Origin of the sequence: Sphingopyxis sp. (assembly GCF_035944815.1) — a bacterium.
Taxonomy (GTDB): domain Bacteria; phylum Pseudomonadota; class Alphaproteobacteria; order Sphingomonadales; family Sphingomonadaceae; genus Sphingopyxis.
The window spans coordinates 99,101-125,339 of sequence record NZ_DASZAU010000009.1 but is presented as its reverse complement, the minus strand read 5'-3'; the positions used below and the strand labels follow the sequence as shown (position 1 = coordinate 125,339).

Genomic DNA, 26,239 nt, shown 5'->3' with positions numbered 1-26,239 from the left:
CGCGCGTTCCCTTCGATCAAACGCCACCGCAATGCAAGAGCAAGCAACGCAAACATAGCTATGGCATCGCTGTCAGACCCTGCCAACCCGGCTTTGACACGGCCCGCCCTTCCAGCGTTCTGCCCATTGGAACGACAGCGACCGACAGGCATTGCTTTCTGCGGCGGGGCGAGAGCGGAGACGCAGATGAGCAATGCCGATATCCACCACCATTGGATCGACATAAACGGTCACCGCATCTTCGCACGCGAGGCGGGGCCGGGAGACGCCCCCGTCCTGTTGCTTCCGCACGGCTACCCCTGCTCCTCCTTCCAGTATCGCCGCCTGATGCCCGCGCTCGCCGACCGCTGGCGCACCGTCGCGTTCGACTGGCCGGGCTTCGGCTATAGCGACACCCCCGACCCGCAGGCCTTCGCTTATGATTTCGACGCCTATGCCGCGGTACTCGCCGATGTCGCCGACGCGCTAGGGCTCGACCGCTACGCGCTCTGGCTCCACGATTATGGCTCGCAGATCGGGCTGCGCCACGCGATCGCCTTTCCGGAGCGCATCGCGGCGCTGATCGTCCAGAACGGCGACATCTACGAAGATGTGCTCGGCCCCAAATATGAGACGATCAAGGCGTGGTGGGCCGACAAGACGCCCGAAAAGCACAGGCCGCTGGAGGAAGCGGTGAGCGAGGAGGGCTTTCGCGACGAATTCGTCGGCGAGGTCGCGGACGCCATCGCCGCGCGCGTGCCGCCCGATCTGTGGAAACTCCACTGGCCGCTGATGGACACGCCGGTTCGCCGCGCGATGGCGGTCGGGCTGATGGAAAAACTCGAAGCGAACCTCGACTGGTTCCCGTGCTATCAGGCCTATTTGCGCGAGCACCGGCCGCCGGCGCTGATCGTCTGGGGCCCCGAGGACGGCTATATGCCCGCCGAGGCGGCGCGCGCCTGGCTGCGCGATTTGCCCGACGCCGAACTGAACCTGATCGAGGGTGCGGGGCACTGGCTGCTCGAAACGCATTTTGGCGAGGCGCTGCCGCTGGTGCGCGATTTTCTTGAAAACCATCTCCAGCCTTCGTAGGCCGCAGCGCCAGCCAATTTCCCGATTTCCATGTGATGCCGTAGGCGCGCTCGTCTCGCTCCTCGACCCGCTGCGTCCGCAGGAGGAGCCGATCTGGGCGGTCTATCCGCAGCGGCGCCATTTGCTGCCAAAGGTGCGATTGCTGATCGACAAATTGCGCGAGGAACTGCCGGGGGCGTTGCAGCGGGAAGGCTGAACTATTCGTAGTAGGATTCGAACGTACGAACTTCGCCTGTCGCACCATTCACGATTAGAATTTGCGGCCCATCGACCAAACCACCTTCAGGCGAGAACCGATCTACAACTACGGTCCAGTTATCGGGATCGACACCTGCGCGATGGACCTCAGCGACGTCGAAGCGCCAGCCTAACAAATCCTGCTTGGCCAAATATGCCGTCGCCAAGGATTTCGCTTCTTCGCCAGTTACCTTAGGCTTTCGACGATTCATTTTCCTGTATCTTTCGACAATCGGGCTTCAGCGCTTGTTCGCAGCAACGCTTGACGGATTATAGTTGGGGTTCGGCTTGAACTCGCCTTCGATCAAACCGTCTTCGTCGACCTTCCAAGCTCCGACAATCGCTTCGGGAGGTACGCCGTCATCCGGTCCGTAATTGCCAGAGATGCGATATACCCAGCCACCGGGATGACGAGCAGCTTCTTCGATCTCGCCGGGCTCCGGCTGACTTATTGAAGCTGCGGGAGATTTTTTCTTGAACCACATGCGACGACTAGTAGCTGAAAATTCGGCACCCACAATCTGCGCCCTTCAGCTTCGTCATCCCAGACTTGATACGGGATGCATTGTTCCGGCGCTGGCGTGAATGGACCCCGGATCAAGTCCGGGGTGACGACAAAGGTAACATAGTGCTCAACACTCAACCACACTAACCGCGAGCCCGCCCTTCGACGTTTCCTTATACTTATCGCGCATGTCGCGGCCCGTCTGCAGCATCGTCGCGATCACCGTGTCGAGGCTCACGACATGCGTGCCGTCGCCGATCATCGCGATGCGGCTAGCATCAATGGCCTTGATCGCGCCCATCGCGTTGCGCTCGATGCACGGGATCTGGACGAGCCCTCCAATGGGATCGCAAGTGAGTCCGAGATTATGTTCCATGCCGATCTCGGCGGCATTTTCGACCTGCGCGTTGGTGCCGCCGAGCGCCGCGGTCAGCCCCGCCGCCGCCATCGAGCAGGCGACGCCGACCTCACCCTGGCAGCCGACCTCGGCGCCCGAGATGCTGGCGTTGCGTTTATATAATGCGCCGACCGCGCCCGCGGCGAGCAGGAAGGTGCGCACCCCCGCCGCATCGCCGCGATAGCCGCGGCGGTAGAAGCGGATCACCGCGGGGATGATCCCCGCCGCGCCGTTGGTCGGCGCAGTGACGACCTTGCCGCCCGCGGCATTTTCCTCGTTCACCGCCATCGCCCACAGGTTGATCCAGTCCATCATCGCGAGCGGGTCGATCAGATTGGTTTCGTGGCGGCCCCGGATGTCGTCGGCGATCTGCGGCGCGCGGCGCTTGACCTTGAGCCCCCCGGGCAGAATACCCGTGCTCGAACAGCCCGCATCGATCGAGGCATCCATCGCTTCGGCGATCGCATCGATACCCGCCGTCACCTCGTTCGGCGGGCGGTGACGCACTTCGTTGGCGAACATCATTTCGGCAAAGCTGAGGCCCGACGCCTTGCCCATCGCGATCAAGTCGGCGCCCGAGGTGAAGGGATAGGGCAGTTCGACTTCATCCTCGGCGCCGCGGCTGTTGCGCCCCGCCTCATCCTCGTCGACGACGAAGCCGCCGCCGATCGAGAAATACATGCGCTTTGCCAATATCTCGCCGTCGCCGTCGCGCGCGGTGAAGCTCAGCGCGTTGCTGTGGAACGGCTGGCGCTGGCGCATCTGGAAATGCAGGTCGCTTTTCGGCAGGAACCGCACGCGCTGCCGCCCGAGCAAATAGATAAAGCCCTCGCTCTCGGCGCGATCCCAATGCGCCTTGATCGCGGCAAGGCTGGTCGATGCGGGGATTTCGCCCGCGAGCCCCGCAACGACCGCGGTATCGGCGGCGTGGCCCTTCCCGGTCAGCGCGAGCGAGCCATAAAGGTCGGCCTCGACATGCACGGTCCCGGTGAGCAGGCCCTGCTCGTCGAGCCAGACGGTGAAACGCCGCGCGGCGACCATCGGGCCCACAGTATGCGAGCTGGAGGGACCGACACCGATTTTGAAAAGTTCGAACAGGCTGATCGTCATGGCGGCCCTATAGGAGAAGGCGGACGATCCCGATAGGCCCGCGCGGGCCAATTTTCGTTACGGCATAGCGTCATCCCGGCGAAGGCCGGGATGACGACTATTCAATACTTACGCCGGATAGGTCCAGGTCGCCTCGCGCGCGAAATTCTCCGCCGCGAAATCCCAGTTGAGCAGCTCGTCGACCACCGCGTCGACATAGGCCGGGCGCAGATTCTTGCGGTCGATATAATAGGCATGCTCCCACACGTCGATGACGAGCAGCGGCTTGATGCCCGCGGTCAGCTCGGTGCCTGCATCGTGCGTGTCGGTAACCGACAGCGTGCCGTCGCGCGAGACGAGCCACGCCCAGCCCGACGCGAAATGGTTGACCGCGGTTTCCTTGAGCTTCTTCTTGAGGTCGTCCAGCGAACCGAAATCGCGGTCGATCGCGGCGGCGAGGTCGCCGGCGGGCGCGGTCTTCGAGGGACTCAGGCTTTCCCAATAGAAAGCATGGTTCCACGACTGCGCGGCGTTGTTGAACAGGCCCTTGTTGCCCGACCCTTCGGCGTGGTGAACGATTTCCTCGAGCGGCTTCGACGCAAGGTCGGTGCCTTCGATCGCGGCGTTGACCTTGTCGACATAGGCCTTGTGATGCTTGCCATGGTGCGTCGCCAGCGTGTCGGCCGAGATATGCGGCTCGAGCGCGTCCAGGGCGTAAGGCAGGGGAGGATGGGCGATCGTCATGGCAGTCTCCTTTTTTGGTGTTCGGGGGCCTAACTCGGTATCTTGCCCATGAGTTGCAACCCTGTGACCGCAAATTTCCCGGTTATTTTTCAGGTCACCATCGCTTGCAGCGCCGCGATCCGGTCGGCCTCTTCGGCGGGCTTGTCGCGGCGGATGCGCGATATACGCGGAAAGCGCATCGCGAGACCCGACTTGTGGCGCTTGGACGCGTGGATCGAATCGAACGCGACCTCGAGCACGAGCGACTTTTCGACCTCGCGCACCGGGCCGAAGCGATTGAGCGTGTTGTCGCGCACGAACTTGTCGAGCCACTTCAACTCCTCGTCGGTGAAGCCCGAATAGGCCTTGCCGACCGGGAGCAGCTCGCCGCCCTCCGACCAGCAGCCGAAGGTGTAGTCCGAATAGAAGCTTGCGCGGCGTCCGTTGCCGCGCTGCGCATACATCATCACGCAGTCGGCGGTGAGCGGGTCGCGCTTCCATTTATACCAGAGGCCGGCCCGGCGCCCCGCCACATAAGGCGCATCGCGGCGCTTGAGCATCACCCCCTCGATCGCGGCATCGCGCGCGCCCGCGCGGCGTTCGGCGAGGTCGTCGAAATCGCTCGCGTCGATCACCTGCGACAGGTCGAAATGGCTGGTCGCAAGGCGCGGGACGAAGGCCTCCAGTTGCCGCCGCCGCTCGGTCCACGGCAGGGCGCGGAGGTCGTTGCCATCGACCGCCAGCAAATCATAGACGCGCACGAAAGCGGGATAGTCGGCGAGCATCTTCTTCGACACCGTCTTGCGCCCGAGCCTTTGCTGCAGCGCGTTGAAGCTCGCCGCTTCCCCGCCCTGCACCTCGCCGCGCACGAGCAGTTCGCCGTCGATCACCGCATCCTGATCGAACGCCGCGACCAGTTCGGGAAAAGCCCCGCTGATCTCCTCGCCGCCGCGGCTGTAGATGCGCGTCTCGCTACCACCGCGAACGATCTGGACGCGGATGCCGTCCCATTTCCACTCGGCGGCATAGTCGGCGAGATCGACGCTCTCCTCTTCCAGCGGATGCGCGAGCATGAAGGGACGGAAGAAGGCGACATCGGCGAGGTCGGGGCGCTCCGCCCTCCCCTCGCCCCACGCGAAGAGCGGCGCATAGGGCGGCGGGATCGCGTGCCACAGCTCCTCGACATCGTCGACCGGCACGTCGAACGCCTGTGCAAACGCCTGCTTCGCGAGCCGCGCCGAGACCCCGACGCGCATCCCGCCGAGCGCGAGCTTGAGCAGTGCATAGCGTCCGTCGGCGTCGAGCCGGTCGAGCAGCGACGCGACGACCGCGGGCGCATCGCTGCGGCTGGTCGCGGCTAGCGCATCGACGGCTTCGGAGACGCTGAGGTCGGCTTTCTTCCCCGGCGCATCGGGCCAGAGCAGCGCCGCCGTCTCGGCCGTGTCGCCGACAAAATGCCGCGACAGGCGGAACAATTCCTCGTCGACGCGCGTCGCGAGCAGCGCGCGCACGGTCCCCGCCTTTACCGCCGGAAAGTCGAGGCTCTCGGTCAGCGCCGCGATCGCCCAGCCTCGATCCGGGTCGGGCGTATGGCGCAGATAATCGACGATCAGCGCCAGCTTCGAATTGCGCGAGCGCGTGTAGATCAGCCGGTCGATCAGGGCCGCAAAACGCTTCACGCCTCCTCCTCCAGATCGCGCCCGACCAGATGCAGCGCGCGCGCCTTGCGCTGAGTGAGTTCGCACCAGCGCAGCAGCCCGTCCTCGCTGCCATGGGTGATCCAGCTTTCCTTCGGATTCACCTCCTCGATCGTCGCGGTCAGCTCGTCCCAGTCGGCATGGTCCGAGATGACGAGCGGCAGTTCGACCATCCGCTGCCGCGCGCGCTGGCGTACGCGCATCCAGCCCGACGCGATCGCGGTCACCGGATCGGGCAGCCGCCGCGACCAGCGATCGTTAAGTGCCGACGGCGGCGCGAGGACGATCTGTCCCGCCATCTCGGCCTTGTCGGTCTCCGAAACGAGCCGCAGTTCGCCAAGCTCGACGCCATGCACCGCATAAAGCTGGCACATCTTCTCGAGCGCACCATGGATATAGATGGGCGCGTCCCATCCTGCCCCGCGCAGTTCGGCAATCACGCGCTGCGCCTTGCCGAGCGCATAGGCGCCGACGAGCACCGAGCGGTCGGGCTCGGCGCGCACCGCACCGATCAGCTTGGCGATCTCGTCGGCGGTCGGCGGGTGGCGGAACACCGGAAGGCCGAAGGTCGCCTCGGTGACGAAAATGTCGCACGGCACGACCCCGAACGGGGCGCACGTCGGATCGGGCCGCCGCTTGTAATCGCCGGTGACGACGATCCGCTCGCCCGCATATTCCATCAATATCTGCGCGCTGCCGAGCACATGCCCCGCCGGATGGAAGCTGAAGCGCACCCCGCCGCGCTCGAACCCGTCGCCATAGGCAAAGGCCTGATTATGGCTCGCCTCGGCATCGACGCCATAGCGCAGCGCCATGATCGCCAGCGTCTCCGGGGTCGCGAACACCGATCCATGCCCGCTCCGCGCATGGTCGGCGTGGCCGTGCGTCACCGCGGCGCGCTCGACGGGGCGCGAGGGATCGATCCACAGGTCGGCGGGCTTCACATAGATGCCGCTCGAATGCGGCTCGATCCAGGTCTTTGCCTTCGCCATCAGGCGGCAAGTTTCCGTGCGCGGACGAGGTCGGCGACGAACATCGCGCGCTCCTCGGCGGCGCGCTCGCGGTCGGGCAGCCGCAGCAGGAAGGACGGGTGGATCGTCGCGATCAATTTGCTCCCTCCTTCCAGTTCGTGCACCGCACCGCGCATCGACTTGATGCTCGCGCTCTTGCCCGTCACCCCGCGCAGCGCGCTCGCGCCCAGCGTCACGATCAGGTCAGGCTGAACAAACGCGCGCTCCTTGTCGAGCCACCAGCGGCACATGTCGATTTCGCCCGTCGTCGGATTCTGGTGCAGCCGCCTTTTGCCGCGCGGCTCGAACTTGAAATGCTTGACCGCGTTGGTCAGGAACAATCGCGTGCGGTCGAGCTCCGCCTCCTCCAGCGCCGCGTTCAGCACCTGCCCCGCCGGCCCCACGAACGGCCGCCCCTGCAGATCCTCCTGATCGCCAGGCTGTTCGCCCACGACCATGATCCGGGCCGCCTCCGGTCCCTCACCCGCGACACCCTGCGTCGCGTTGCAATAGAGCGGGCAGCGCGTGCAGCGATCGATCGCGCGCGCGAAGTCGCCGAGCGTCTTCACATCGTCATCGAGGAGCAATTCGTCGGGCAAGCGCGTCCGCCATTTGTCGGTCAGAGGGTTCGCCATGGAAACGGCCGTTTCGCGCATGCGTTCCACCCGCGCCTCGGCCCCCGCGAGCAGCGGCCCGATATCCTGCGCCTCGGGCAAATTCTTCCAATATTTCTTCGGCATCTCGGCGCGCATCGCATCGATCTTGACCCGCGCGGGGTTGAAGATCGCGCCATAATAGGTGCGCCACTGGTCCTCGACGACATCGCTGTCGGGCACCTCGTCCTTCGTCCCGCCGGGACCGTAGCAGAGCATTTCGCCCTGCCAGATCGCGCGCGCGTCGGGGGTAACGATCGCCCAGTCCATGCCGTAGAAGCGCCGCTGGAAAAAGGGCGCGGTGAGCCTGAGGATACGGTGCGACGGTTCGAACCACGCCGCGAAGCTCTCGCGCCCTGCCGCTTCGCCCAGCCGCCGGAAGCGCACGAAGGCGTGCATCTTGTGCACGTCGCGGCGGATCGCCTTGTCGGCTCTGCGTAGCCAGTCGACTTCGACATCGGTCGTGCGCGCAAGCAAATCCCGGTCGCGCGCCGCACGCCACATGATCCGGTAGAGCCGCGCCGGCACTTCGGCGTCGCGGTGGCAAATCACCCGCTCGGCGATTTCGACCAGCTCGCGCGGCAGGCTGAGCTGTCCCGCGGGCGCCGCCGCAACCGCATCGCCGAACAGCGACGCGCCCTCCTCGCTCCCGCGCCAGCTCACCTCGTCGGGCGCAACACCGCCTGCGAGCAGGCTGCGCGCAGCACTGCGCCATTCGGCAAAATCGCCCGGTGTCTTGAGCACGACCTCCCTCACAGCGCGAGCGCCAGTTGCTCGGCGGGCGGCGCGAAGCGTGCGCGCAGGTCGGCGCTGTCGGTGAGCTTGCCCGGCCGCCAGTCGGGGGTGACGATGAACGGCAAGACCTTCTTCACCGACGCCGTCAGCTTTGCGAGGTCGCCGAGCCGCAGCTTACCCAGCCGCCGCGCCGCGACGATTCGGTCGACCGCGCGTGTTCCCAGACCCGGCACGCGCAGCAGCAGCTCGCGCGGCGCGCGGTTGATATCGACCGGAAACGCCTCGCGTCGCCGCAACGCCCACGCCAGTTTCGGATCGATCGCGAGGTCAAGCATCCCCCCGTTTGCGCCCTCCATGATCTCGGCGCGCTCGAAGCCATAGAAGCGCAGCAGCCAGTCGGCCTGATACAGCCGGTGCTCGCGCATCAGCGGCGGGCGTACCGGCGGCAGGTCGCTGCTCGCGTCGGGGATCGGGCTGTACGCCGAATAATAGACGCGGCGGAGCTGGTATCCCGAATAAAGGTTCGTCGCGGTCTTTAAAATATCGTCGTCGCGCGCCGCATCTGCCCCGACGATCATCTGCGTCGATTGCCCCGCGGGCGCGAAACGCGGCGGCGTCGCCTTGCCGATCAGCCGGCTCTTCGCCGCCTCGATCGCATCGGACTCGCCGACGCGCACCGATGCCATCGTCTTGCGGATCGTCTCGGGCTTTTTCTCGGGCGCAAAACTTTGCAATCCCGCCTCGGTCGGCAGTTCGACATTGGTCGAGAGGCGATCGGCATAAAGTCCCGCGAGCGCGACCAGCCCCGGATCGGCGCCCGCGATCGTCTTGAGGTGGATATAGCCCTGGAAGCGATGCTCCTCGCGCAAGATGCGCGCGACCTCGACGAGTTGCTCCATCGTGTAATCTTCGGAGCGGATGATGCCCGACGACAGGAACAGCCCCTCGATATAATTGCGCTTGTAGAAATCGAGCGTCAGCGTGACGACTTCCTGCGGGCTGAACCGCGCGCGCTCGACATTGCTCGACGCGCGATTGATACAGAAGCGGCAGTCATAGATGCAAAAGTTGGTCAGCAATATCTTGAGCAGCGAGATGCAGCGCCCGTCGGGCGCATAGCTGTGGCAGATGCCCATCCCCTCCGTCGATCCGATCCCCTTGCTCAGGGTCGAATCGCGCTTCACCGTCCCCGACGACGCGCAGGACGCGTCATATTTCGCCGCATCGGCGAGCACCGCCAGTTTTTCGAGAATCGGTTTCGCGGACATATCCCATGCCTAGCATGAGAACATAAGCGGAACAAATGCCCGAAAGGGCATCGAACGCAGTTAGGGTCAGGACCCATTAATTCCACGCTCGAGGCGTCGAAATGGCGAAGATATCGGGTTCGGGCGGGTGCAGCGGGTAGCATCGCTACCCGCAAGGCCGCGCGTGCCTGAGATCGAAGCCATTTCGACGTCCCTTTGGGATTTGACCGATTTTGCCCATGGCTTCGTCGGAAAGCCTTGAGATATCGACATATCCCCGTGCCTTTCCTCCTAGCCCTGAGCAAAATCGCTTCAAACCTCGAACGTGGAATTAATGGATCCTGACCCTAGGCGTCGCGCCACCGCGCGGGGAGCGCGATATCGACGATCAGCCCGCCCGATTCCCAGCGCCGTTCGATCGTCCCGCCGAGATTATTCTTCACGCTGCGTTCCATCAGCAGCGTGCCGAAGCTCGTCCGTTCGGGCGGAACCACGCTGATCGCGCCCCCGCTTTCGGCCCAGGTCAGGCGGAACATGCGATCGTCGGCTCCCTCGGCTTCCTGCGTCCAGGTGACATCGACGCGGCCGTTTTCGCCGGTCAGCGCGCCATGCTTGACCGCATTGGTCGCAAGCTCGTTGAACAGCAAAGCCATCGCAACGAGCGCATTTTCGGGAAGCAGCAGGTCGGGGCCCGACCAGCGGATGCGCGGAAACGCCGCCTCGACCTCGCGCATCAGCGCGTGCATCGACCCGGTCATGAAATTCGACCCGAGCAGGACATTTTGCGCGCGGTTCAGCGCGTCGAGCCGGCTGCTGATCCGTTCGACATAATCGTCGACATCTTTCGCCGCATGGCGGGTGAGCGAGATGATCGCGCTGACCGTCGCGAACAGGTTGCGCATCCGGTGGTGGAGCTCGCGCATCAGCAGGTTGGCATTCTCCTGCCGGCTTTTCTGCTCGGTGATGTCGATGCTGACACCGGTGAGCACGGCATCGTCGGCCTGCACGTCCCAGTCGCCGCGAATACCGAGCCAGCGCACGCCGCGTTCCGGATGGACGATCCGATGCTCGACCTTATACGGCGAGCCATCCGACACCGATTCGCGCAGCGCAAACAGAACCGCATCACGGTCCTCCGGGTGGATACGGCCGATGGTGTCGTCACGCGTCGCCAGCGCGGTCCGGTAGTCCGAACCCCATAATTCGGCGACCGCGCCGCGCCAGGAGACTGCCTGCGTGCGCGCGTCGTAGCGCCACGTCGCGATTCCCGAATAATCGAGCGCGCGTTCGAGCGTGCGGCGCGCCTCGTCGCGTTCGGCGCCGATTCGGCGCAGGTCCGCCTCGGCCATGATAATACCGGCGAAATCCTCGAGCCGTTCAAGCTCGACGCTGGTCAAGGCATCCCGTTGTTCCCGGTCGATGACGCAAAGGCTGCCAAGGATCGCACCATTATAGGCGCGCAGCGGCACGCCGGCATAGAAACGGATATGCAGGTCGCCCGTCACCAGCGGATTGTCGTGAAAACGCGGATCGCCAAGGACGTCGGTGACCATCACCGGCCGGTCTTCGGCAATGACATATTGGCAAAAGCTCATCTCGCGCGGCGTTTCCGGGGTATCGAGGCCGTATGCGGACTTGAACCACTGGCGGCAGTCGTCGACCAATGAAACGAGGGTGATGGGCACGCCGTAAAGTTCGGCAACCATCTTGGTCACCCGGTCGAACGCCTGTTCGGGCGGCGTATCCATGATGCGATATTCGCGAAGCGTATCGAGGCGAAGCCTTTCCGCCCGTGCCGCTTCGTCTCCCCCGTCGGTCAAACCCCGTCCTTCGCTATTGTTCGATGTGGCATAGGCCGCATCGTTCATTTCCCCGGGGCGCTGCTCTGCCATGAATATGGTCCTCAAAAAAGCATGCTGGCCGGACCATAAGGAAATTGGTGCGATTACACCAGCTTACGGCAAAGCCTTCGAGCGTCCCGGCTGACTCTACGCATTGCGCCACCACAAGTTGCAGCTATCCGGGGTGCATTTCGATGCGATCCGCGGGAACCGACGCACGGGCAGGCGCGTATGATCGCACTCAAGAGGGAGGTTTTTTGATGACATTGGGTGAGGAACTTCGCGGCCATCTTCCCTATCTGCGCCGCTATGCGCGCGCACTGACGGGAAGCCAGCAGCATGGCGACAATTTCGTGCATACGACGCTCGAAGTCATCGTTGCCGCTCCGCAAGAATTCCACAGCGGCGACGGCACCCGCATCGACCTCTACCGCAATTTCCATCGCATCTGGGAAAGCGCCTATATCGACGAGGGCGAAGACGCCGACGAAGGCGAGCATCCGCTCGTCCGCGCGGCGCACCGGCGCCTCGTCCAGATCACCCCGCTCGGCCGGCAGATCCTCTTGCTCACCGCGCTCGAGGGCTTTTCGGTCGAAGAAGCCGGGCTGATCACCGGCACCGACAATGCGACGGTCGAAACCTTGCTCGCCGACGCCGTTGGCGAACTCGACCGCGAAACGCGCACGTCGGTCCTCATCATCGAGGACGAACCCCTGATCGCGATGGAACTCGAACAGATCGTCCGCGACCTCGGCCACCGCGTTGCCGGAATAGCGACGACGCACGAAGATGCGGTCGCCGCATTCGAAGACACCGACGCCGGCCTTGTCCTCGCCGATATCCAGCTCGCCGACGGATCGTCGGGGATCGATGCGGTGCAGGATATATTGGCGATCGCGCCGGTACCCGCGATCTTCATCACCGCCTTTCCCGAACGGCTGCTCACCGGCGGGCGGGTCGAGCCGACCTTCCTGATTTCGAAGCCGTTTCGCGAAAATACCGTGCGCGCGGCGATCAGCCAGAGCCTGCTCTTCACGCCGCAACTCGCGGCCTGATCGCGCTAATCGCCCGCAGGCCCGTTGGCGGTCAGCTGGTCGACATTGTCCATGATCGTGCGGAACGCCTCGCTCGACGGCATCTCGTCGGTGCTGCGCCGCGGCATTTCGCCGCTGTCGAGTATCGCCTGCAGGGCGGCGCGGCCGCGCGACACGCGGCTTTTCATCGTGCCGACCGCGCAGCCGCAGATCGCCGCGCCCTCCTCATAGGATAATTGCCCTGCGCCGATCAGCACGAGCGCCTCGCGCTGGTCGACCGGCAACAACAGAAGCGCGCGCTGGACGTCGGCGAGATGCAGGCTGTCATCCTGGTCGTCGGGTGCGACGAGCAGCCGCTCGGCCGCCATCTCGTCATATTCGGCGGTGAATTTCTTGCGCCGCATCTGCGACAGGAAACAGTTGCGCAGGATGACGAAGGCCCAGCTTTTCATGCTGGCCGGGCCCGGTACATATTGCGTCCGCGCCTTCCACGCCTTCAGCATCGTTTCCTGCACCAGGTCGTCCGCCATGTCGGCATTACCGGTCAGGCTGCGTCCGAACGCACGCAGGTGCGGCAACATCGCCGCGAGTTCGCGCTTGAAGCTGGCATCGTCGAGCGGTTGAGGCGTTACGTCGCTGATAAAAAGGCCTTCGTCTGGCGGTGTTCGATCATGTCCTGTCCGGCTTAGCGCTTCGACCCTGCATTGCAAGCGCGCCGCCGGTCATCCGGCACCCTGCCCGCGCCCCAGCGCGATGAAATTGGCGAACATCTTTTCGTCTTCGGCGTCGATCCGGCCGTTAGCGCCCAGCCGCACGATGCTGTCGCGCTGCCATTCGAAGCGCGCATCGTACAGCATCGCCCAGTCGCCGAAGTCGCGCGTCTCGACCGTGCGGCGGCGCACCTCGACCATCCCGCTGTGCCGCGGATCGGCCCGGATGATCGCGAGGCACGCTTCGACCTTTTCGTCGGGCCCTTCGAGCAGTTGCAGGAAATTATATCCATTATAGGCGAGCGCGCCGGTCAGCTTGTCGCGTTCATTGTTGCGGCGCGCCGACGCAAGGATCGCCTCGATATCGTCGGCACCGATCAACGGATCGGCAACGCTTACATAGGTAACGGACAGCAACCGGCCACCTCCCCGATCCCGGCAATACTCCGGGCAGAACGTGACCCCTCACACATCATCGCTTAGGGCGACTGTGCTTTATTGGCAACGCGTTCGTCGCAAAAAAGAAAATCCGTGGAACCAGCGACGATGTTCGTCGTTGCTCCGTCATGGCTACGCAAGGCAACAACAGGATGAACGGCAAGGGCAGCGGCCACCCTGCGACCGGTGCGTCGCATCGGGGGCAGGGCAGCTTTCCCGGCACCGGCAGCGATCAGTGGCATCGCACCCTGACCGGTCGCCAGGCGCCCGAGCCGGTGAGTGCGAAACTGCGTATGATCTACGGCAATATCGTTTCCGAACAATTGCCCGACAATATGCTCGATCTCCTGTCGCAGCTCGATCAGAAAAGCCCGAAGCAATAATGACCCACGCCACTGCCGCGTCGCAGCCGCAGGCCGACGCCCTGTCGGACAGCGAATTCAAGACGTTGCTGGCGGGCGTTATTCCGCATCTGCGCGCCTATGGCCGCAGCCTTTCGGGCAACCCCGACCTCGCCGACGACCTGACGCAGGACACGATGGTCAAGGCATGGGCGTCGCGCGAACGGTTCGAACGCGGCACCTCGATCAAGGCGTGGACCTTCGTCATCCTGCGCAACACCTTCCTGTCGCAGATGCGCCGCAACAAGTTCGTCGGCGAGTATGACGAGACCGCGGTCGAGCGCACCATGTCGACCCCGCCGAGTCAGGAAGACAGCGGCGAGATGGCCGATCTCCAGCGCGGCCTCATGGAATTGCCGCAGGACCAGCGCGAGGCGCTGATCCTCGTCGGCGCCGGCGGCCTCTCCTACGAAGAGGCGGCGAGCATCTGCGACTGCGCGCTCGGCACGATGAAAAGCCGCGTGTCGCGCGCGCGCGCCGCGCTCGAGGAAATCATGAACAGCGGCCAGTTCTCGCAAAAACGCGCCGACGCCCCGCCGTCGAGCGAAGCGGTCGATGCGATCATGGACAGCGTCGAGACGATCACCGCGCGGCGCGAGGCGGCGAACCGCTAAGGCTCTCGACTTTGGCGCGGCGGCGCGTCAGAACGGCGCGTCCTTCCCCAGCAAAGCGAGCCTTTCGATGAAAAAACTGCCGCACCTTGCCCTGATCGGCGCCCTCGCCGTCGCCGCCTGTTCGGGCGCGCCGACCTCGACGCAGGCCGCGCCCGCCGACACCGCGAAGCTCGACGCGTCGGGCGCGCAGCCGGCAACCCCGCTCGCCGATGCGCCCTTCACCGTGCAGGAGATCGCAAGTTTCAACGAGCCTTGGGCGATGACCTTCGTCCCCGGCACGCGCGCCGCGCTGATCACCGAAAAATCGGGCAAGCTGAAACTGTGGCAGGAAAATGGGCCGACGCAGGATGTCGCCGGCGTGCCCGCCGTCGCCTATGGCGGTCAGGGCGGCTTCGGCGACGTGATCGGCGCCCCCGATTTCACGACGACCGGCACCATTTACCTGAGCTGGGTCGAGGCAGGCAGCGGCGGCACCGCCGGCGCCGTCGTCGGCAAGGCGAAGCTGGTTCAGGGCGCCGCGCCGCGGATCGAAGGGCTCCAGATCATCTGGAAACAGGATCCGAAGGTCACCGGCCGCGGCCATTATTCGCACCGCCTCGCCTTCTCGCCCGACGGCAAATATCTGTTCATCGGGTCGGGCGAACGCCAGAAATTCGACCCCGCGCAGGACATGAAGGCCAATCTGGGCAAGATACTGCGCCTCAACCCCGACGGCAGCATCCCCGCCGACAACCCCTTCGCATCCGAAGGCGGCGTCACCGCGCAGATCTGGTCGCTCGGCCATCGCAACATCCTCGGCCTGACCTTCGACGGCACGGGCAAGCTCTGGAATCAGGAAATGGGTCCGAAGGGCGGCGACGAGGTCAATCTCGTCGAGGCCAAGGCGAACTATGGCTATCCGATCGTCTCGAACGGCGACCATTATGACGGCAAGGATATTCCCGACCATGTGACGCGCCCCGAATTTGCCGCGCCGAAGCTCTGGTGGAATCCGGCCGTGTCGCCCGCCGGCCTCGCCTTCTATGGCGGCGATCTCCATCCGGGCTGGAAGAACAGCCTGCTGATGGGCGCGCTCTCGGGCGAAGGACTGGTTCGCATGGCCATCGACGGCGACCGGCTGCACAAATCCGACCGCTGGGATTTCGGCCAGCGCATCCGCGAGGTCGAGGTGGCGGGCGACGGTTCGGTCTGGCTGCTCACCGACGGCGAGGACGGCAAGCTGGTGAAACTCGTCCCGAAGAAGTAAGGGCGGCGGCATGTTCCGCGGCTTCCTCACCCGGCGCGCCGAATGGCCGGCGCGCATTCCCGATCCCGACGCGCCGCCGCCGCTCGGGCTCCTGTGGCGCGAGGCGACGGGGCTCGCGCGCGCGCTGTGGGGCCGCGTCCGTCCTTTGCCGCCCGAACCCAACCCCGACAGCGCCCATCCGCCGGTGATGGTACTGCCCGGCTTCCTGTCGGGCGACTGGGCGACCAAGGCGCTGCGCGCCGACCTGCGCCGCGCGGGATTTCGCTGCTATGCCTGGGGCCTCGGTTTCAACCGCGGCGCGACCGCCGACATCATCGACCGCATCGACACGCGCGTGCAATGGATCATCGACCGCACCGGCTACGCCCCCGCGCTCGTCGGGTGGAGCCTCGGCGGCATCTATGCGCGCGAATATGCCAAGCATCACCCCGGCAAGGTCGCGCGTGTCGTCACCCTGGGCTCGCCCTTTTCGGGCAGCCGCCGCGCCAATCGCGCCTGGCGCCTCTATCACCTGATCGCGCGCCATCCGGTCGACAATCCGCCGATCGACTTCCATCCGGCGCCGCGCCCCGAAATGGCGACCTTCGCGCTCTGGTCGAAACATGACGGCGTCGTCGCGATCAACAGCGCACGCGGCCAGCCGCACGAAAGCGACCGGCAGGTCGAGGTCGATTGCGGCCATATGGGCTTTGCCTATGCGCCCACCTCGGTGGCCGCGATCGTCAAGGCGTTAACCGAAGACATAGGTTAATCGGGCATAAGGCGATATTCCGACGCGCCTGAGGATGCCTGCCGAATGCTCTCGATAACGACCGCCCTCGCCCTTGCGATGCAAACCGCCTCCGTACCGCCGACCTGCCCGGCGGGGCTCGCCGCAGGCAGTGCGCGCCTTTGGGTTTACAGCGCACCCAGCGTCGGCGCGCGCAAAACCGCGAAACTGCGGCCGGGGTCGCCGCTGTTCGTCTGCAACGCCAATGCCGGCTGGGTCTATGTCCTCTACCGCGACCGGCGCCATTCGTGCCCCGGCACCGCGAACGGCCTCGATCTGCGCTACACCTCGACCTGCGCCAACGGATGGCTGCCGCGCCATCACGTCGCGCTGATCCGCCGCTAGGGTCAGGACCCATTAATTCCGCGATCGAGGTTTGAAGCGATTTTGCTCAGGGCGAGGAGGAAAGGTGAAGGAATATGAATATATTTCAAACCTTTTCGACGAAGCTATGGGCAAAATCGGTCAAATCCCGCAGGGACGCCGAAATGACTTCGATCTCAGGCCTGTGCGGCCTTGCGGGTAGCGATGCTACCCGCTGCATCCGCCCAAGCCCGATATCTTCGTCATTTCGACGCCTCGAACGTGGAATTAATGGGTCCTGACCCTAGGCTCCCGCTCCTAGCACACATCGATGCGATAAGCCGGCGCCGCGCGCCATTCCATCAGCATCCGCCCCGGCCGCTTCCCCGCGCGCCCGGTCGATACGAAACCGACGCGGCGCAGCAGCGCGCGCGATCGCTCATTATCGGGATGACATTCGGCGACGATCGAACAGCCCGGCCGCGACGAAGCCAGCGCCTCGACAACCGCACGCACCGCTTCGGTCGCGATCCCCTTGCCGCGCACGCGCGCCGCGAACCAGTAACCGATCTCATATTCCTGCCCCATGCGGCGGTGGACCCCGATCACGCCGTTGAGGTCGAGGCCATGTTCGTCGCGCACCGCATGAAACACGTCGCCGCCGCCCGATTTGGCGATCAGCGCGCGCGCGTCGGCTTCGGTGAAAGGGGCGGGCAGGAAATGCACGCGCGAGGTCACCGTCTCGTCGGTGATCGCGGCGAGCGCGCGCGCATCGTCGGCGAACAGCGGCGTGATGCGGCAATGGTCGGTCGACAGGGCAAGCAAGGTATCGGTCATGTCGCGTCTTCTTCAAAAAGCGCGCGCCGCGGCCGGGGAGTTCTGGTCTGATGATGTGATGACAACCATTCGCCTTCCGGTCACGGCGGCGATGGTCACAGGTGATGCCATGCCGCTCCTATGTAAAGGAGCGCCAATACGCCTTGAATCGGGTGGATCGGTCGTTGGTCATCGCGGACGGCCTATTCGCAATTCGCACGCGGGTCAATCGGCGAGCAGCGCGTCGATCGCGGGCGCCGCGTCGAGCTTGCCGGCAACCATGGCCTCGATCTGCCCGATGCGTGCGCCCGAAACGCCAAAGGCGCGCGCCGCCGCCAGCCATTCGGCGCCGGTCACCTGCCCGTCGGCATCGTCGCGGATCAGCCCGCGCACGAAATCGGCAAAGCCTTTCCCGCGCGGCCGGCCCGCATCGTCGACCGCCTGCGCGAACAGCGCACCGCACGCATAATAGGCGCGCTGGTCGTTCCGCCGCCTCGCTTCGGCGAGCGATCCCTTCGCCAGCGCCGCGATGCAATCGCTGCGCGCCTCGGCCATGAAAGCCTTTGCGTCATAGCTCGCGTCGGCGCGCACCGCCGCCTGCATCGCCAGATAATCGGCACCGCCTTCGGTGATCCACGCCTCGTCGGGCGTCGCATAGCCGACCGTCTGCCCCAGCCAGAAATGCGCGGCCTCATGCGCGATGAACCAGCGCATCTGGTTGAGCGCACCCGGCGTTTCCTTCAGCAACTGCTTGCCCTCCAGCCGCATCGTGATCATCCCGGGCGAAACGCTCCCGCCCGTGCTCACCCCGCCGAAATCCGTGCCCGCCCAGCTCGCGATCACCATCGGCCGGCCGCTCTTGTGCGGTCCCATCTGTGTTTCGAAATCGCGAAAGACCGAAGGCGTGAAATCGCGCAGGCGCGTCGATATCCACGCGGGCAGTCCGGGGTCCAATATCGTCGCGACCGGATCGTCCGGCGACATGGTGACATCGCCGACATAGACATAATTGTCACCCACATCGTCGGCGCGCGTCACGCGCTGCCCGCCGAACAACAGCGGTGCGCCCGCCGCGGTCAGCGCGATGTGCGTCGGATATTCCTGCGGTTCGCGCAGCGCCGCGATCGCCTCGCGGCTCGCCATCGGAAAGGCGTTGAAATGACCGCCATAGAGGGCGAGCGTACCGTCAGAGAGGCGGATCGCCGGATCATAATCGGCGACCAGATCCTCGGCGAGCGGGCGAAAGCGGATCGTCACTTCGCGCGGGACGTCGCCATTCGCCGCGACGAAAACATCGAAATCGCCGATACGCTCCAGCGACACGCCGGGAGAGATCACCTCCCAGCTTTTGGGGCGCCAGGGCAGTTGCTCGACGCGCAGCAACGCCGAACGTTCGAATGCCCAGAGCGGCGCGTCCGCCGCAAACCGGAAGCGCGCTTTCCATTCATCGCCGTCGCGGAAGATCAAAACCTCGTTTGCTGCCTTCGCGGCAGCGGTTTCGCCGCCACCGGGTTTCAGCGGAGCCGAAGCACAACCAGCCAGCAAGGCGAGACATAATACCGGCAGAAATTTCACGCACACCCCCATGAAAATCCCCGGTAGTCAGCGAGATAGCCATGCCGATCGCTTGCTGTCAATCGCGCGGAGCGACCCTCGCGGTTGACGAAATCGATTCACGCACTATTTAAAGTTACATGAAACGCGACAGCCGACTCTCGGGCGTGCTCCACGTCCTCCTCCACATGGCCGAACAGTCTGCACCGATGACGTCGGAGCAGCTTGCAAAGGCGATGCAGACGCATGCGGTCGTGATCCGCCGCATCCTCGGCGGCCTTCGCGACGCGGGCTTCGTCCACAGCGAAAAGGGGCATGGCGGCGGCTGGACGATCGCCAAGCCCCTCGCCGACATCACGATGCGCGACGTCTATGACGCAATCGGCCGCCCCGCCCTGATGGCGATGGGAAACCGCACCGAGGCGCCCGGCTGCCTCGTCGAACAAGCGGTCAACGCCGCGCTCGACGACAGCTTTCGCGATGCCGAGGCGCTGTTGCTCGCACGCTTCGAACAGGTGACGCTCGCCGAACTAGCCGCAGATTTCCACGCGCGCATGGCCGCGCGCTCTCCCTCCCCCACGATGCAGGAGCATATCCATGGCTGAAGGCGCCCAACATTTCCTCGACAGCTTCAAGGACCCCGAAGCGGTGGCGCGCTACACCGAAGGGCCGCGCCGCTTCGTCCCCGGCCTCGACGGGCTCCACCGCATGACCGGGCTGCTGCTCGCCGAGCGCGTTCCCGACGACGCGCATATCCTCGTCCTCGGTGCGGGCGGCGGCAGCGAGATGAAGGCGATGGCCGAGGCGCATCCCGGCTGGCGCTTCACCGGCGTCGATCCCGCGGGGCCGATGCTCGATCTCGCGGCCAAGGTCATGGGCGCGAACGCCCACCGCGCCGATCTTGTCGAAGGCTATATCGACGACGCCCCCGCCGGCCCGTTCGACGGCGCAACCTGCCTGCTCACGCTCCATTTCCTCGATACCGAAGAGCGCATCCGCACCGCCGCCGAAATCCGCCGCCGCCTCAAACCCGGAGCGCCCTTCGTCGCCGCGCACGGCAGCTTTCCGCAGGGCGCGGGCGAGCGCGACCGCTGGCTCGACCGCTACGCCTCCTATGCCATCGCATCGGGCGGCGACCCCGATCAGGTCGCGAAGGGCCGCGAGGCGGTGGCAACGCATGTCGCGATGCTCAGCCCCGAAGCCGACGAAAAGGTACTGCGCACCGCCGGGTTCACGGGCATCGAGCAATTCTACGCCGCCTTCACCTGGCGCGGCTGGGTCGGTTACGCCTGAGGATCGGGGCTGACAGGCGGCATCGCCCTGCGCTAGTGTCGCGCGATGATCCATGACCTGCCCATCGGCCGCGCGCTGCGGCGGTTCCGCCGCCTCAACGCCATCAAGCAGGGCCATTTCGCCGAACTGCTCGGCGTGTCGCAGGCCAGCGTGTCGCGCTGGGAAAGCGGCACGCACGAGCCCGAAACGATCCACCGCGACAAAATCGTCGAACTTATCGCGGCGCAGACGGGCGGCGACGCCGATGCCGCGCTGAAACGGCTCGTCGAAACCTCGACGCAGGCCGTCCACCTCGTCTGCGACGCGACGCACCGCCTGCTCGCCGTATCGCCCGCGCGCGCGGCGTCGTGGCAGGCCGACGCGCAGAGCTGGATCGGTACCTCGCTCTGGCGCTTCGCGACGGCCGAGATCGTCCGCGCCGAGGCGGGGCTCGACGCCGCGGGCTGGTTCGACCGCCCGTTCCAGACGCTCGACGTGCGGACCGGCGGCAACGGCAGCGCCGAAATCCCCGTGCGCGCGGGGACGATGCGCTGGGAAACCATCCCCCTCGCCGATGGCCGGACCGGCCGGCTGACCACCACCCTGTCCTGACGCGCATAATTTTTACGTGTCCGCGTCCGCGGCGCATTCCTATGGCCGCGCCATGGAACAGACCAATCGACACGACCCCGCGCGCCTCGACGCAATCCTCGCCTTCGTCCAGTCGGCGGAGAGACTGAAAGACACGCTGCGCAGCGGCATCACCGCGCAGGGCCGCGCCGAAAGCACCGCCGAACATAGCTGGCGGCTCTGCCTGATGGCGATGCTGTTCGATCGCGAACTCGGCGATTTCGACCGGCTCAAATTGCTCAAACTCTGTATCGTCCACGATCTGGGCGAGGCGATTTCGGGCGACGTACCCGCGACGCAGCAGGTCGCGGGCGACGGGCGCGCCGCGCAGGAACGCGCCGACCTCATCACGCTCTGCGCGCCGCTCCCCGCCGATTTGCGCACCGAGCTGGTGGCGCTCTGGGACGAATATAGCGCGGGCTCTTCGCCCGAGGCGATCCTTGCCAAGGGCTTCGACAAGCTCGAAACGATGCTGCAGCATCTGGTCGGCAAAAACGAACCCGGCTTCGATTACCGCTTCAACCTCGATTATGGCGCGAAGCACACCGCGCGCCATCCCCTGCTCGCACAGCTGCGCGGTCTTGTAGACCGCGAGACCCGGAAGCGCGTGATAGCGGGCTAGAAGCGGATCTCGACCGACGGCGCGCTGCGCTCGTGCGCGCCATGAAAGACCGCCTCGATATTGTTGCCGTCGGGGTCGATCAGGAAGGCGGCATAATAGCCCGGATGATAGGGCCGCTCGCCCGGCGCGCCATTGTCGCGCCCGCCCGCAGCCAGGCCCGATGTGTAAAAGGCATCGACCGCGGCGCGATCCGCCGCCTGGAACGCCAGATGGTGGCGGCCGGTGAGCTTGCCGAGCGCGGCTGCGCTGTCGGCGGTCGATACGAACATCTCGTCGGCCCAGAAATAATCGGCTTCCTCGCCGCCGATCGGCACGTTCAGCACGTCGAAGATCGCGCCGTAGAATTTGCGGCTCGCCGGCAGGTCGGCAACGACCAGCTGGATATGATCGATCAGGCGGCCGCGATGCAGCAATTGCGTTTCCATGACGTCGCTCCTTCTACGCTCCCCCGAAAACCCGCCCGGTCGGGCCATGGTTCCCGCATAGTGCCGCGCGCCCATTCATCGAACCGCCTTGCGCGCCCGATAAATACAATATATTGCGCAATATATTGTACGAATCGCAAACCCAACAGGAAACCTATGAAAAACAAGCGCTGGATGGTCCTTATGACTGCAACGACGGCATGGCTCGCGACCGTTGCCGCCACGGACGAAGCCCCGCTTACCGCCGCCGACAAACGCGCGGTGGTCGAGCAACTCGCCCGGACGCTCGAAGCGAACTATGTCTTTCCCGACAAGGCAAGGACGATCGCCGCGACGCTGCACCGCCATCTCGACGCCGGCGACTACGACGGTGCGTCCGACCGGGGCAAACTCGCGAGCGCGCTGACCGACGATCTGGTCGAGGCGAGCAACGACCTGCATTTTGCGGTGGGGGTCGATCCGGCGTGGGTCGCCGACTATGTGGCGCGGCAGGACCCCGCGCGCGTCGCCGCGCTGCGCGAGGAGGAGCGGCGGAGTGAGGCCGGCAGGAATTTCGGCTTCGCCGGCCTCCGCTACCTCGAAGGCAACATCGCCTATGTCGACCTGACGCATTTCGCCGACCCCGAACTCGGCTATGACGCCGCCGCCGCCGCGATGCGCTTTATCGAGAATGGCGACGCGGTGATTTACGACCTGCGCTACAATAATGGCGGTCATCTGGAGATGGCGCAGCTCCTCGCAAGCCAGCTCTTCCGCGGCGACAAGGATCAGGAACTGTTCGACTATTACTACAACCTCGACGGCCGCCGCGTCGAGCGCGGCCAATGGGTGCTGCCGGCGCTGCCCGCGAAGCGCCTGACGGGAAAACCCGTCTATGTGCTGACGGGTTCGACCAGCTTCTCCGCCGCCGAATGGTTCGCCTACACGCTGAAAAAGCTCGGGCGCGCGACGCTGGTCGGCGAACGGACCGCGGGCGGCGCGCATCCCGTCGACCGCAAGCCCGTCGGCACCGACTTTTTCCTGCAGGTGCCGATCGGCCAGATACGCGACCCCATCGATCGCGGCGATTTCGAGGGTCAGGGGGTCGCGCCCGATCATCCGGTCGCGTCCGCCGATGCGCTCGCCGTCGCGCACCGCCTCGCGCTTGCCGACCTCGTCAAAGCCGATCCCGCGCGCCGCGCCGATACCGACTGGTTAGCGCCCGATCTCGCCGCACGGCCGCAGCCTTCTGCCGCCGCGCTCAAGGCAATCGCCGGCCGCTACGAGGGGCGTCGCATCGACCTCGTCGACGGTAAATTGCTCTACACCTGGCGCGACCGTTTCCGCCTGACGCTCGAACCGCTCGGGGGCGACCTGCTGGCGGTCGAGGGCGTACGCGACTTCCGCTTCCGTATTGTGCGGAAAGGCGGCAAGGTCGGTGCGCTCGAACGCATCGACCGCGACGGAACCACGCAAAGCTATGCCCGCCTCGACTGACATCTCGACCGACCTCGACGACATATCCTTCTTGGGACGGCTCAGCGAAGCGCTGAGCCAGCTGATCGAGGAACAGACGCGTCCCCTGTTCGAGGACGCCGGTATCATCGTCCCCGTGCGGTCATGCTCGCTGCTCACCGCCCTCCTCGAGGCCGGCGAGGCGTCGGCGGCCGACCTCGCCCGGACGCTCGGCCAGTCGCACCAGCTCGTAATCCAGAAATGCCCCGCGCTTCTCCGCCTCGGCCTTGTCACCCAGCACGCCGATCCCAACGACGCGCGGCGCAAACTCTTGCGGCTGACCGATGCAGGCATCGACCAGCTTCGCCGTATCGACGCCTATAGCGAGCGGATAAGCGAAGTGTATTGCGCACTCTTCGAAGAGGTCGGCGACACCCATGGCGCGATCCTGAAAACGCTGAACGCGCTCGCCGACAGGCCGCTGGCCGAACGCTTCAACGAATGATCAGAGCGCGCGGACCATCACCAGCGCGTCGACGAAGCCGTCGGCCGGATGATCGAACGCGCCGGGCAGCCGGCCGACCACCTCGAACCCCAGCGACTGCCACAATCCGACCGCGCGGACATTATTGCTGACGACGAAATTGAACTGCATCGCGCGAAAGCCGCGCGCCCGCGCACGGTCCAGCGAATGCAGGCACATCGCCCGCGCCACTCCGCGCCCCGTCGCCGCCGCGCCGGTCATATAGCCCGCGTTGCAGACATGCGCGCCGCCGCCGGCCTGATTGGCACGCAGATAATAGGTGCCCAATACCACGCCATCCGCCTCGGCCACGAACACCTCCTTGTCCGCGCCGAACCAATAGGCGAGTGCATCGTCCTCGCGCATGTCGCGGTCCAGCGTATAGGTCTCGCCCGCGCGGATCACGGGTTCGAGGATCGCCCATATCGCGGCGGAATCGGCGGGGGTCGCGGGCCGGATGATCATTGGAACGGTACGAGTATCTCGTCGGTCACGCGCAGCGGCCGGCCGCTCGCCTTGTCGAGCAGCGCCCACACCGTCCGCACCCGCACATGCACCTTCCCGCCCTCGCCGGTGAATTCCATAAAGCGGTCGAACTTCGCGCCCTGCGGCCTGTCGGCGACCCACGTCCGCGCGGTCACCGTCTCGCCAGGGCCGAGCGCGCGCAGATAATCGATCTCGTGCCGCACCACGACCCAGATATAGGCAAGCTTGTGGCTCCGCGGCGCCGCCGCATCCCAATGCCCCGTCGCGACCTGCTGGATCCACTGGACCCAGACCGCATTGTTGACGTGGCCGAGCTCATCGATGCTCTCGGGCGTCGCCGTGAGTTCGAGCATGAACTCCTTCATGCGAGCTCGACGGTGGTCACCATATAACCCGCATCGCGGAGCGAGGCGACGAGGCTGTCGAGATGCTCGCGGTCGCGCGCCTCGCACTCGATATCGGTGATCAGGCCCTTCGCGGGCAGCGTCGTGAAGATGCGCTGGTGATAGATTTCGATGATGTTGACCTGCTTCTCGTCGAACAGCTTCATCACCTTGAACAGCGCACCCGGCCGGTCCTGCAACCGGATACGCAGCCGTGCGATACGCCCCGACCGCGCGAGGTCGCGCAGCAGCACATTGGCGAGCAGGCGCGTGTCGATATTGCCGCCGGTCAGCACCAGCCCGACCTTGCGCCCCGCAAACTCCTCGGGATGCGCAAGCATCGCCGCGAGACCCGCGGCGCCCGCGCCCTCGACCACCGTCTTTTCGATCTGGAGCAGCAGGCTCACCGCGCGTTCCAGATGCCGTTCGGCGACGAGCACGATATCGTCGTTGAGTTCGGAAACGAGCTTGCGCGTATAGGCCCCCGGCTCCTTCACCGCGATGCCCTCGGCCAGCGTATCGCCTTCGCACGCCATGTCGACGCCGTTCAGCTCGGCATACATCGACGGATAGAGCTCGGCCTGCACCCCGACGAGGCGCATGTCGTTCTTGATCCCGCGCGCTGCGGTGCCCATGCCCGCGAGCAGCCCACCGCCCCCGATCGGCACGATCAGCGTGTCGAGCTCGGGCACATCCTCGAGCATTTCGAGCGCGACCGTGCCCTGCCCCGCCGCGACATGCGGATGGTCGAAGGGATGGACGAAGGTCAGCCCGCGCTCGACCTCGAGCACGCGTGCATACGCATAGGCGTCGTCGAACGTCTCGCCGTGCAGCACGATCGTCGCGCCATGGCTCGCGGTCTGCGACACCTTCACCTGCGGCGTCGTGCTCGGCATGACGATGGTGACCGGCACGCCGAGCCTTTTGCCATGATAGGCGAGGCCCTGCGCATGGTTGCCTGCCGACGCCGCGATCGCGCCGCGCGCCTTCGCCTCGTCGCTGAGCAGCAGCAGTGCGTTGAGCGCCCCGCGCTCCTTATACGCGGCGGTAAACTGGAGATTTTCGAACTTCAGCCACACTTCGGCGCCGACCATCTCCGACAGCGTCTGCGACTTCAGCGTGGGTGTTCGCACGACCGCGCCATTAATTCGCCCTGCCGCCGCGCGCACATCGTCCAATGTGATCGCCGGAAGGTCGGCGGCGGAGGTCAGGGTGAGTTGGTCTGTCATAGCGATGCGGCCCTAGCCCATCTGGCGCGCGAAGCAAACAATGCTATGGACGGAGGGTCAGCACCTGTCGCTTGCATAGCCGAGGTTTGAAGCGATTTTGTTCAGTGCAAGAAGGCAGGCCGAAGGCATATGTCGATATTCCAAG

At 65.3% G+C, this 26,239-nt stretch carries 31 protein-coding genes; 14 read left to right on the top strand and 17 right to left on the bottom strand.

Translation table 11 applies throughout. From position 1 onward, the window contains the following. The first annotated feature begins 186 nt into the window (after positions 1-186). Positions 187-1,071, top strand: coding sequence for an alpha/beta hydrolase (locus VGU00_RS11465; protein WP_327468582.1), 885 nt, complete (start codon positions 187-189; stop codon positions 1,069-1,071). After that, on the top strand, positions 1,046-1,267 hold the full coding sequence (locus tag VGU00_RS11460; protein ID WP_327468580.1) for a hypothetical protein: 222 nt from the start codon (positions 1,046-1,048) through the stop codon (positions 1,265-1,267). The genes VGU00_RS11465 and VGU00_RS11460 overlap by 26 nt, the downstream gene beginning before the upstream one ends. A gap of 1 nt (position 1,268) precedes the next feature. Here VGU00_RS11460 and VGU00_RS11455 read toward each other — a convergent pair whose 3' ends face one another. From VGU00_RS11455 to VGU00_RS11415, 9 genes are all read right to left on the bottom strand, one after another. Further along, on the bottom strand, positions 1,269-1,520 hold the full coding sequence (locus tag VGU00_RS11455) for a hypothetical protein (RefSeq protein WP_327468578.1): 252 nt from the start codon (positions 1,518-1,520) through the stop codon (positions 1,269-1,271). Positions 1,521-1,547: 27 nt separating this feature from the next. Beyond that, positions 1,548-1,793 (bottom strand): hypothetical protein, encoded by a 246-nt coding sequence (locus VGU00_RS11450; RefSeq protein ID WP_327468576.1) that lies wholly within the window; start codon positions 1,791-1,793, stop codon positions 1,548-1,550. Between the two features lie 147 nt (positions 1,794-1,940). Then, complete coding sequence (locus VGU00_RS11445; RefSeq protein WP_327468574.1) at positions 1,941-3,320, bottom strand: L-serine ammonia-lyase; 1,380 nt, start codon at positions 3,318-3,320, stop codon at positions 1,941-1,943. A gap of 108 nt (positions 3,321-3,428) precedes the next feature. Beyond that, positions 3,429-4,043, bottom strand: a complete 615-nt coding sequence (locus VGU00_RS11440) for a superoxide dismutase (RefSeq protein WP_327468572.1) — start codon at positions 4,041-4,043, stop codon at positions 3,429-3,431. Between the two features lie 89 nt (positions 4,044-4,132). Continuing rightward, a complete protein-coding gene (locus VGU00_RS11435; protein WP_327468570.1) occupies positions 4,133-5,701 on the bottom strand; it encodes a cisplatin damage response ATP-dependent DNA ligase in 1,569 nt (522 codons plus the stop codon). Next, positions 5,698-6,711 (bottom strand): ligase-associated DNA damage response exonuclease, encoded by a 1,014-nt coding sequence (locus tag VGU00_RS11430; protein ID WP_327468568.1) that lies wholly within the window; start codon positions 6,709-6,711, stop codon positions 5,698-5,700. Before VGU00_RS11430 ends, VGU00_RS11435 begins: the two co-directional genes overlap by 4 nt. Then, entirely contained in the window at positions 6,711-8,138 is a 1,428-nt protein-coding gene (locus VGU00_RS11425) for a UdgX family uracil-DNA binding protein (RefSeq protein WP_414713527.1), read from the bottom strand. The genes VGU00_RS11430 and VGU00_RS11425 overlap by 1 nt, the downstream gene beginning before the upstream one ends. After that, on the bottom strand, positions 8,135-9,385 hold the full coding sequence (locus tag VGU00_RS11420) for a putative DNA modification/repair radical SAM protein (protein WP_327468564.1): 1,251 nt from the start codon (positions 9,383-9,385) through the stop codon (positions 8,135-8,137). The genes VGU00_RS11425 and VGU00_RS11420 overlap by 4 nt, the downstream gene beginning before the upstream one ends. A 326-nt stretch (positions 9,386-9,711) precedes the next feature. After that, positions 9,712-11,256: a sensor histidine kinase gene (locus VGU00_RS11415; protein ID WP_327468562.1), complete on the bottom strand. Its 1,545-nt coding sequence runs from the start codon at positions 11,254-11,256 to the stop codon at positions 9,712-9,714. 209 nt (positions 11,257-11,465) lie between these two features. On the opposite strand from VGU00_RS11415, the gene VGU00_RS11410 reads away from it, so the two are divergent. After that, on the top strand, positions 11,466-12,260 hold the full coding sequence (locus tag VGU00_RS11410; protein WP_327468560.1) for a response regulator: 795 nt from the start codon (positions 11,466-11,468) through the stop codon (positions 12,258-12,260). Positions 12,261-12,265: 5 nt separating this feature from the next. Here the strand turns inward: VGU00_RS11410 and VGU00_RS11405 are convergent, their stop codons facing one another. Together VGU00_RS11405 and VGU00_RS11400 are read right to left on the bottom strand one after the other, a co-directional pair. Next, a complete protein-coding gene (locus VGU00_RS11405; protein ID WP_414713526.1) occupies positions 12,266-12,820 on the bottom strand; it encodes a sigma-70 family RNA polymerase sigma factor in 555 nt (184 codons plus the stop codon). A 141-nt stretch (positions 12,821-12,961) separates the two neighbouring features. After that, positions 12,962-13,366, bottom strand: a complete 405-nt coding sequence (locus VGU00_RS11400) for a BLUF domain-containing protein (RefSeq protein ID WP_327468558.1) — start codon at positions 13,364-13,366, stop codon at positions 12,962-12,964. 149 nt (positions 13,367-13,515) lie between these two features. Here VGU00_RS11400 and VGU00_RS11395 point away from each other — a divergent pair, with 149 nt between their 5' ends. From VGU00_RS11395 to VGU00_RS11375, 5 genes are all read left to right on the top strand, one after another. Further along, positions 13,516-13,770 carry a NepR family anti-sigma factor gene (locus VGU00_RS11395; protein WP_327468557.1) on the top strand — a complete coding sequence of 85 codons (255 nt, stop codon included), beginning with the start codon at positions 13,516-13,518 and terminating at the stop codon, positions 13,768-13,770. Then, positions 13,770-14,402, top strand: a complete 633-nt coding sequence (locus VGU00_RS11390) for a sigma-70 family RNA polymerase sigma factor (protein ID WP_327468555.1) — start codon at positions 13,770-13,772, stop codon at positions 14,400-14,402. Before VGU00_RS11395 ends, VGU00_RS11390 begins: the two co-directional genes overlap by 1 nt. A 67-nt stretch (positions 14,403-14,469) precedes the next feature. After that, complete coding sequence (locus tag VGU00_RS11385; RefSeq protein WP_327468553.1) at positions 14,470-15,648, top strand: PQQ-dependent sugar dehydrogenase; 1,179 nt, start codon at positions 14,470-14,472, stop codon at positions 15,646-15,648. Positions 15,649-15,658: 10 nt separating this feature from the next. Then, entirely contained in the window at positions 15,659-16,399 is a 741-nt protein-coding gene (locus tag VGU00_RS11380) for an esterase/lipase family protein (protein ID WP_327468551.1), read from the top strand. Positions 16,400-16,477: 78 nt separating this feature from the next. Continuing rightward, positions 16,478-16,762, top strand: coding sequence for a hypothetical protein (locus VGU00_RS11375; protein ID WP_327468550.1), 285 nt, complete (start codon positions 16,478-16,480; stop codon positions 16,760-16,762). A gap of 276 nt (positions 16,763-17,038) precedes the next feature. Here VGU00_RS11375 and VGU00_RS11370 read toward each other — a convergent pair whose 3' ends face one another. Together VGU00_RS11370 and VGU00_RS11365 are read right to left on the bottom strand one after the other, a co-directional pair. Continuing rightward, positions 17,039-17,557: a GNAT family N-acetyltransferase gene (locus VGU00_RS11370; protein WP_327468548.1), complete on the bottom strand. Its 519-nt coding sequence runs from the start codon at positions 17,555-17,557 to the stop codon at positions 17,039-17,041. 204 nt (positions 17,558-17,761) lie between these two features. After that, positions 17,762-19,111, bottom strand: coding sequence for a hypothetical protein (locus VGU00_RS11365; protein ID WP_327468546.1), 1,350 nt, complete (start codon positions 19,109-19,111; stop codon positions 17,762-17,764). Positions 19,112-19,230: 119 nt separating this feature from the next. On the opposite strand from VGU00_RS11365, the gene VGU00_RS11360 reads away from it, so the two are divergent. From VGU00_RS11360 to VGU00_RS11345, 4 genes are read left to right on the top strand one after another with little or no spacing between them, the layout of a single operon-like run. Further along, a complete protein-coding gene (locus VGU00_RS11360) occupies positions 19,231-19,695 on the top strand; it encodes an Rrf2 family transcriptional regulator (protein ID WP_327468545.1) in 465 nt (154 codons plus the stop codon). After that, complete coding sequence (locus VGU00_RS11355; protein WP_327468543.1) at positions 19,688-20,383, top strand: class I SAM-dependent methyltransferase; 696 nt, start codon at positions 19,688-19,690, stop codon at positions 20,381-20,383. Before VGU00_RS11360 ends, VGU00_RS11355 begins: the two co-directional genes overlap by 8 nt. A gap of 45 nt (positions 20,384-20,428) precedes the next feature. Next, entirely contained in the window at positions 20,429-20,974 is a 546-nt protein-coding gene (locus tag VGU00_RS11350) for a helix-turn-helix transcriptional regulator (RefSeq protein ID WP_327468542.1), read from the top strand. A 52-nt stretch (positions 20,975-21,026) separates the two neighbouring features. Continuing rightward, positions 21,027-21,614: an HD domain-containing protein gene (locus VGU00_RS11345; protein ID WP_327468540.1), complete on the top strand. Its 588-nt coding sequence runs from the start codon at positions 21,027-21,029 to the stop codon at positions 21,612-21,614. Here VGU00_RS11345 and VGU00_RS11340 read toward each other — a convergent pair. Further along, positions 21,611-22,039: a VOC family protein gene (locus VGU00_RS11340; RefSeq protein ID WP_327468538.1), complete on the bottom strand. Its 429-nt coding sequence runs from the start codon at positions 22,037-22,039 to the stop codon at positions 21,611-21,613. The genes VGU00_RS11345 and VGU00_RS11340 overlap by 4 nt on opposite strands. Positions 22,040-22,222: 183 nt before the next feature. On the opposite strand from VGU00_RS11340, the gene VGU00_RS11335 reads away from it, so the two are divergent. Both VGU00_RS11335 and VGU00_RS11330 read left to right on the top strand, forming a co-directional pair. Next, positions 22,223-23,515: a S41 family peptidase gene (locus tag VGU00_RS11335; protein WP_327468536.1), complete on the top strand. Its 1,293-nt coding sequence runs from the start codon at positions 22,223-22,225 to the stop codon at positions 23,513-23,515. After that, positions 23,499-23,978 carry a MarR family winged helix-turn-helix transcriptional regulator gene (locus VGU00_RS11330; protein ID WP_327468534.1) on the top strand — a complete coding sequence of 160 codons (480 nt, stop codon included), beginning with the start codon at positions 23,499-23,501 and terminating at the stop codon, positions 23,976-23,978. Before VGU00_RS11335 ends, VGU00_RS11330 begins: the two co-directional genes overlap by 17 nt. Here the strand turns inward: VGU00_RS11330 and VGU00_RS11325 are convergent, their stop codons facing one another. From VGU00_RS11325 to VGU00_RS11315, 3 genes are read right to left on the bottom strand one after another with little or no spacing between them, the layout of a single operon-like run. Beyond that, on the bottom strand, positions 23,979-24,461 hold the full coding sequence (locus VGU00_RS11325; RefSeq protein WP_327468532.1) for a GNAT family N-acetyltransferase: 483 nt from the start codon (positions 24,459-24,461) through the stop codon (positions 23,979-23,981). It lies immediately after the preceding gene. Further along, positions 24,458-24,847, bottom strand: coding sequence for an acyl-CoA thioesterase (locus tag VGU00_RS11320; protein ID WP_327468530.1), 390 nt, complete (start codon positions 24,845-24,847; stop codon positions 24,458-24,460). The genes VGU00_RS11325 and VGU00_RS11320 overlap by 4 nt, the downstream gene beginning before the upstream one ends. Then, entirely contained in the window at positions 24,844-26,094 is a 1,251-nt protein-coding gene (locus VGU00_RS11315; protein ID WP_327468528.1) for a threonine ammonia-lyase, read from the bottom strand. Before VGU00_RS11315 ends, VGU00_RS11320 begins: the two co-directional genes overlap by 4 nt. Positions 26,095-26,239 lie beyond the last annotated feature (145 nt).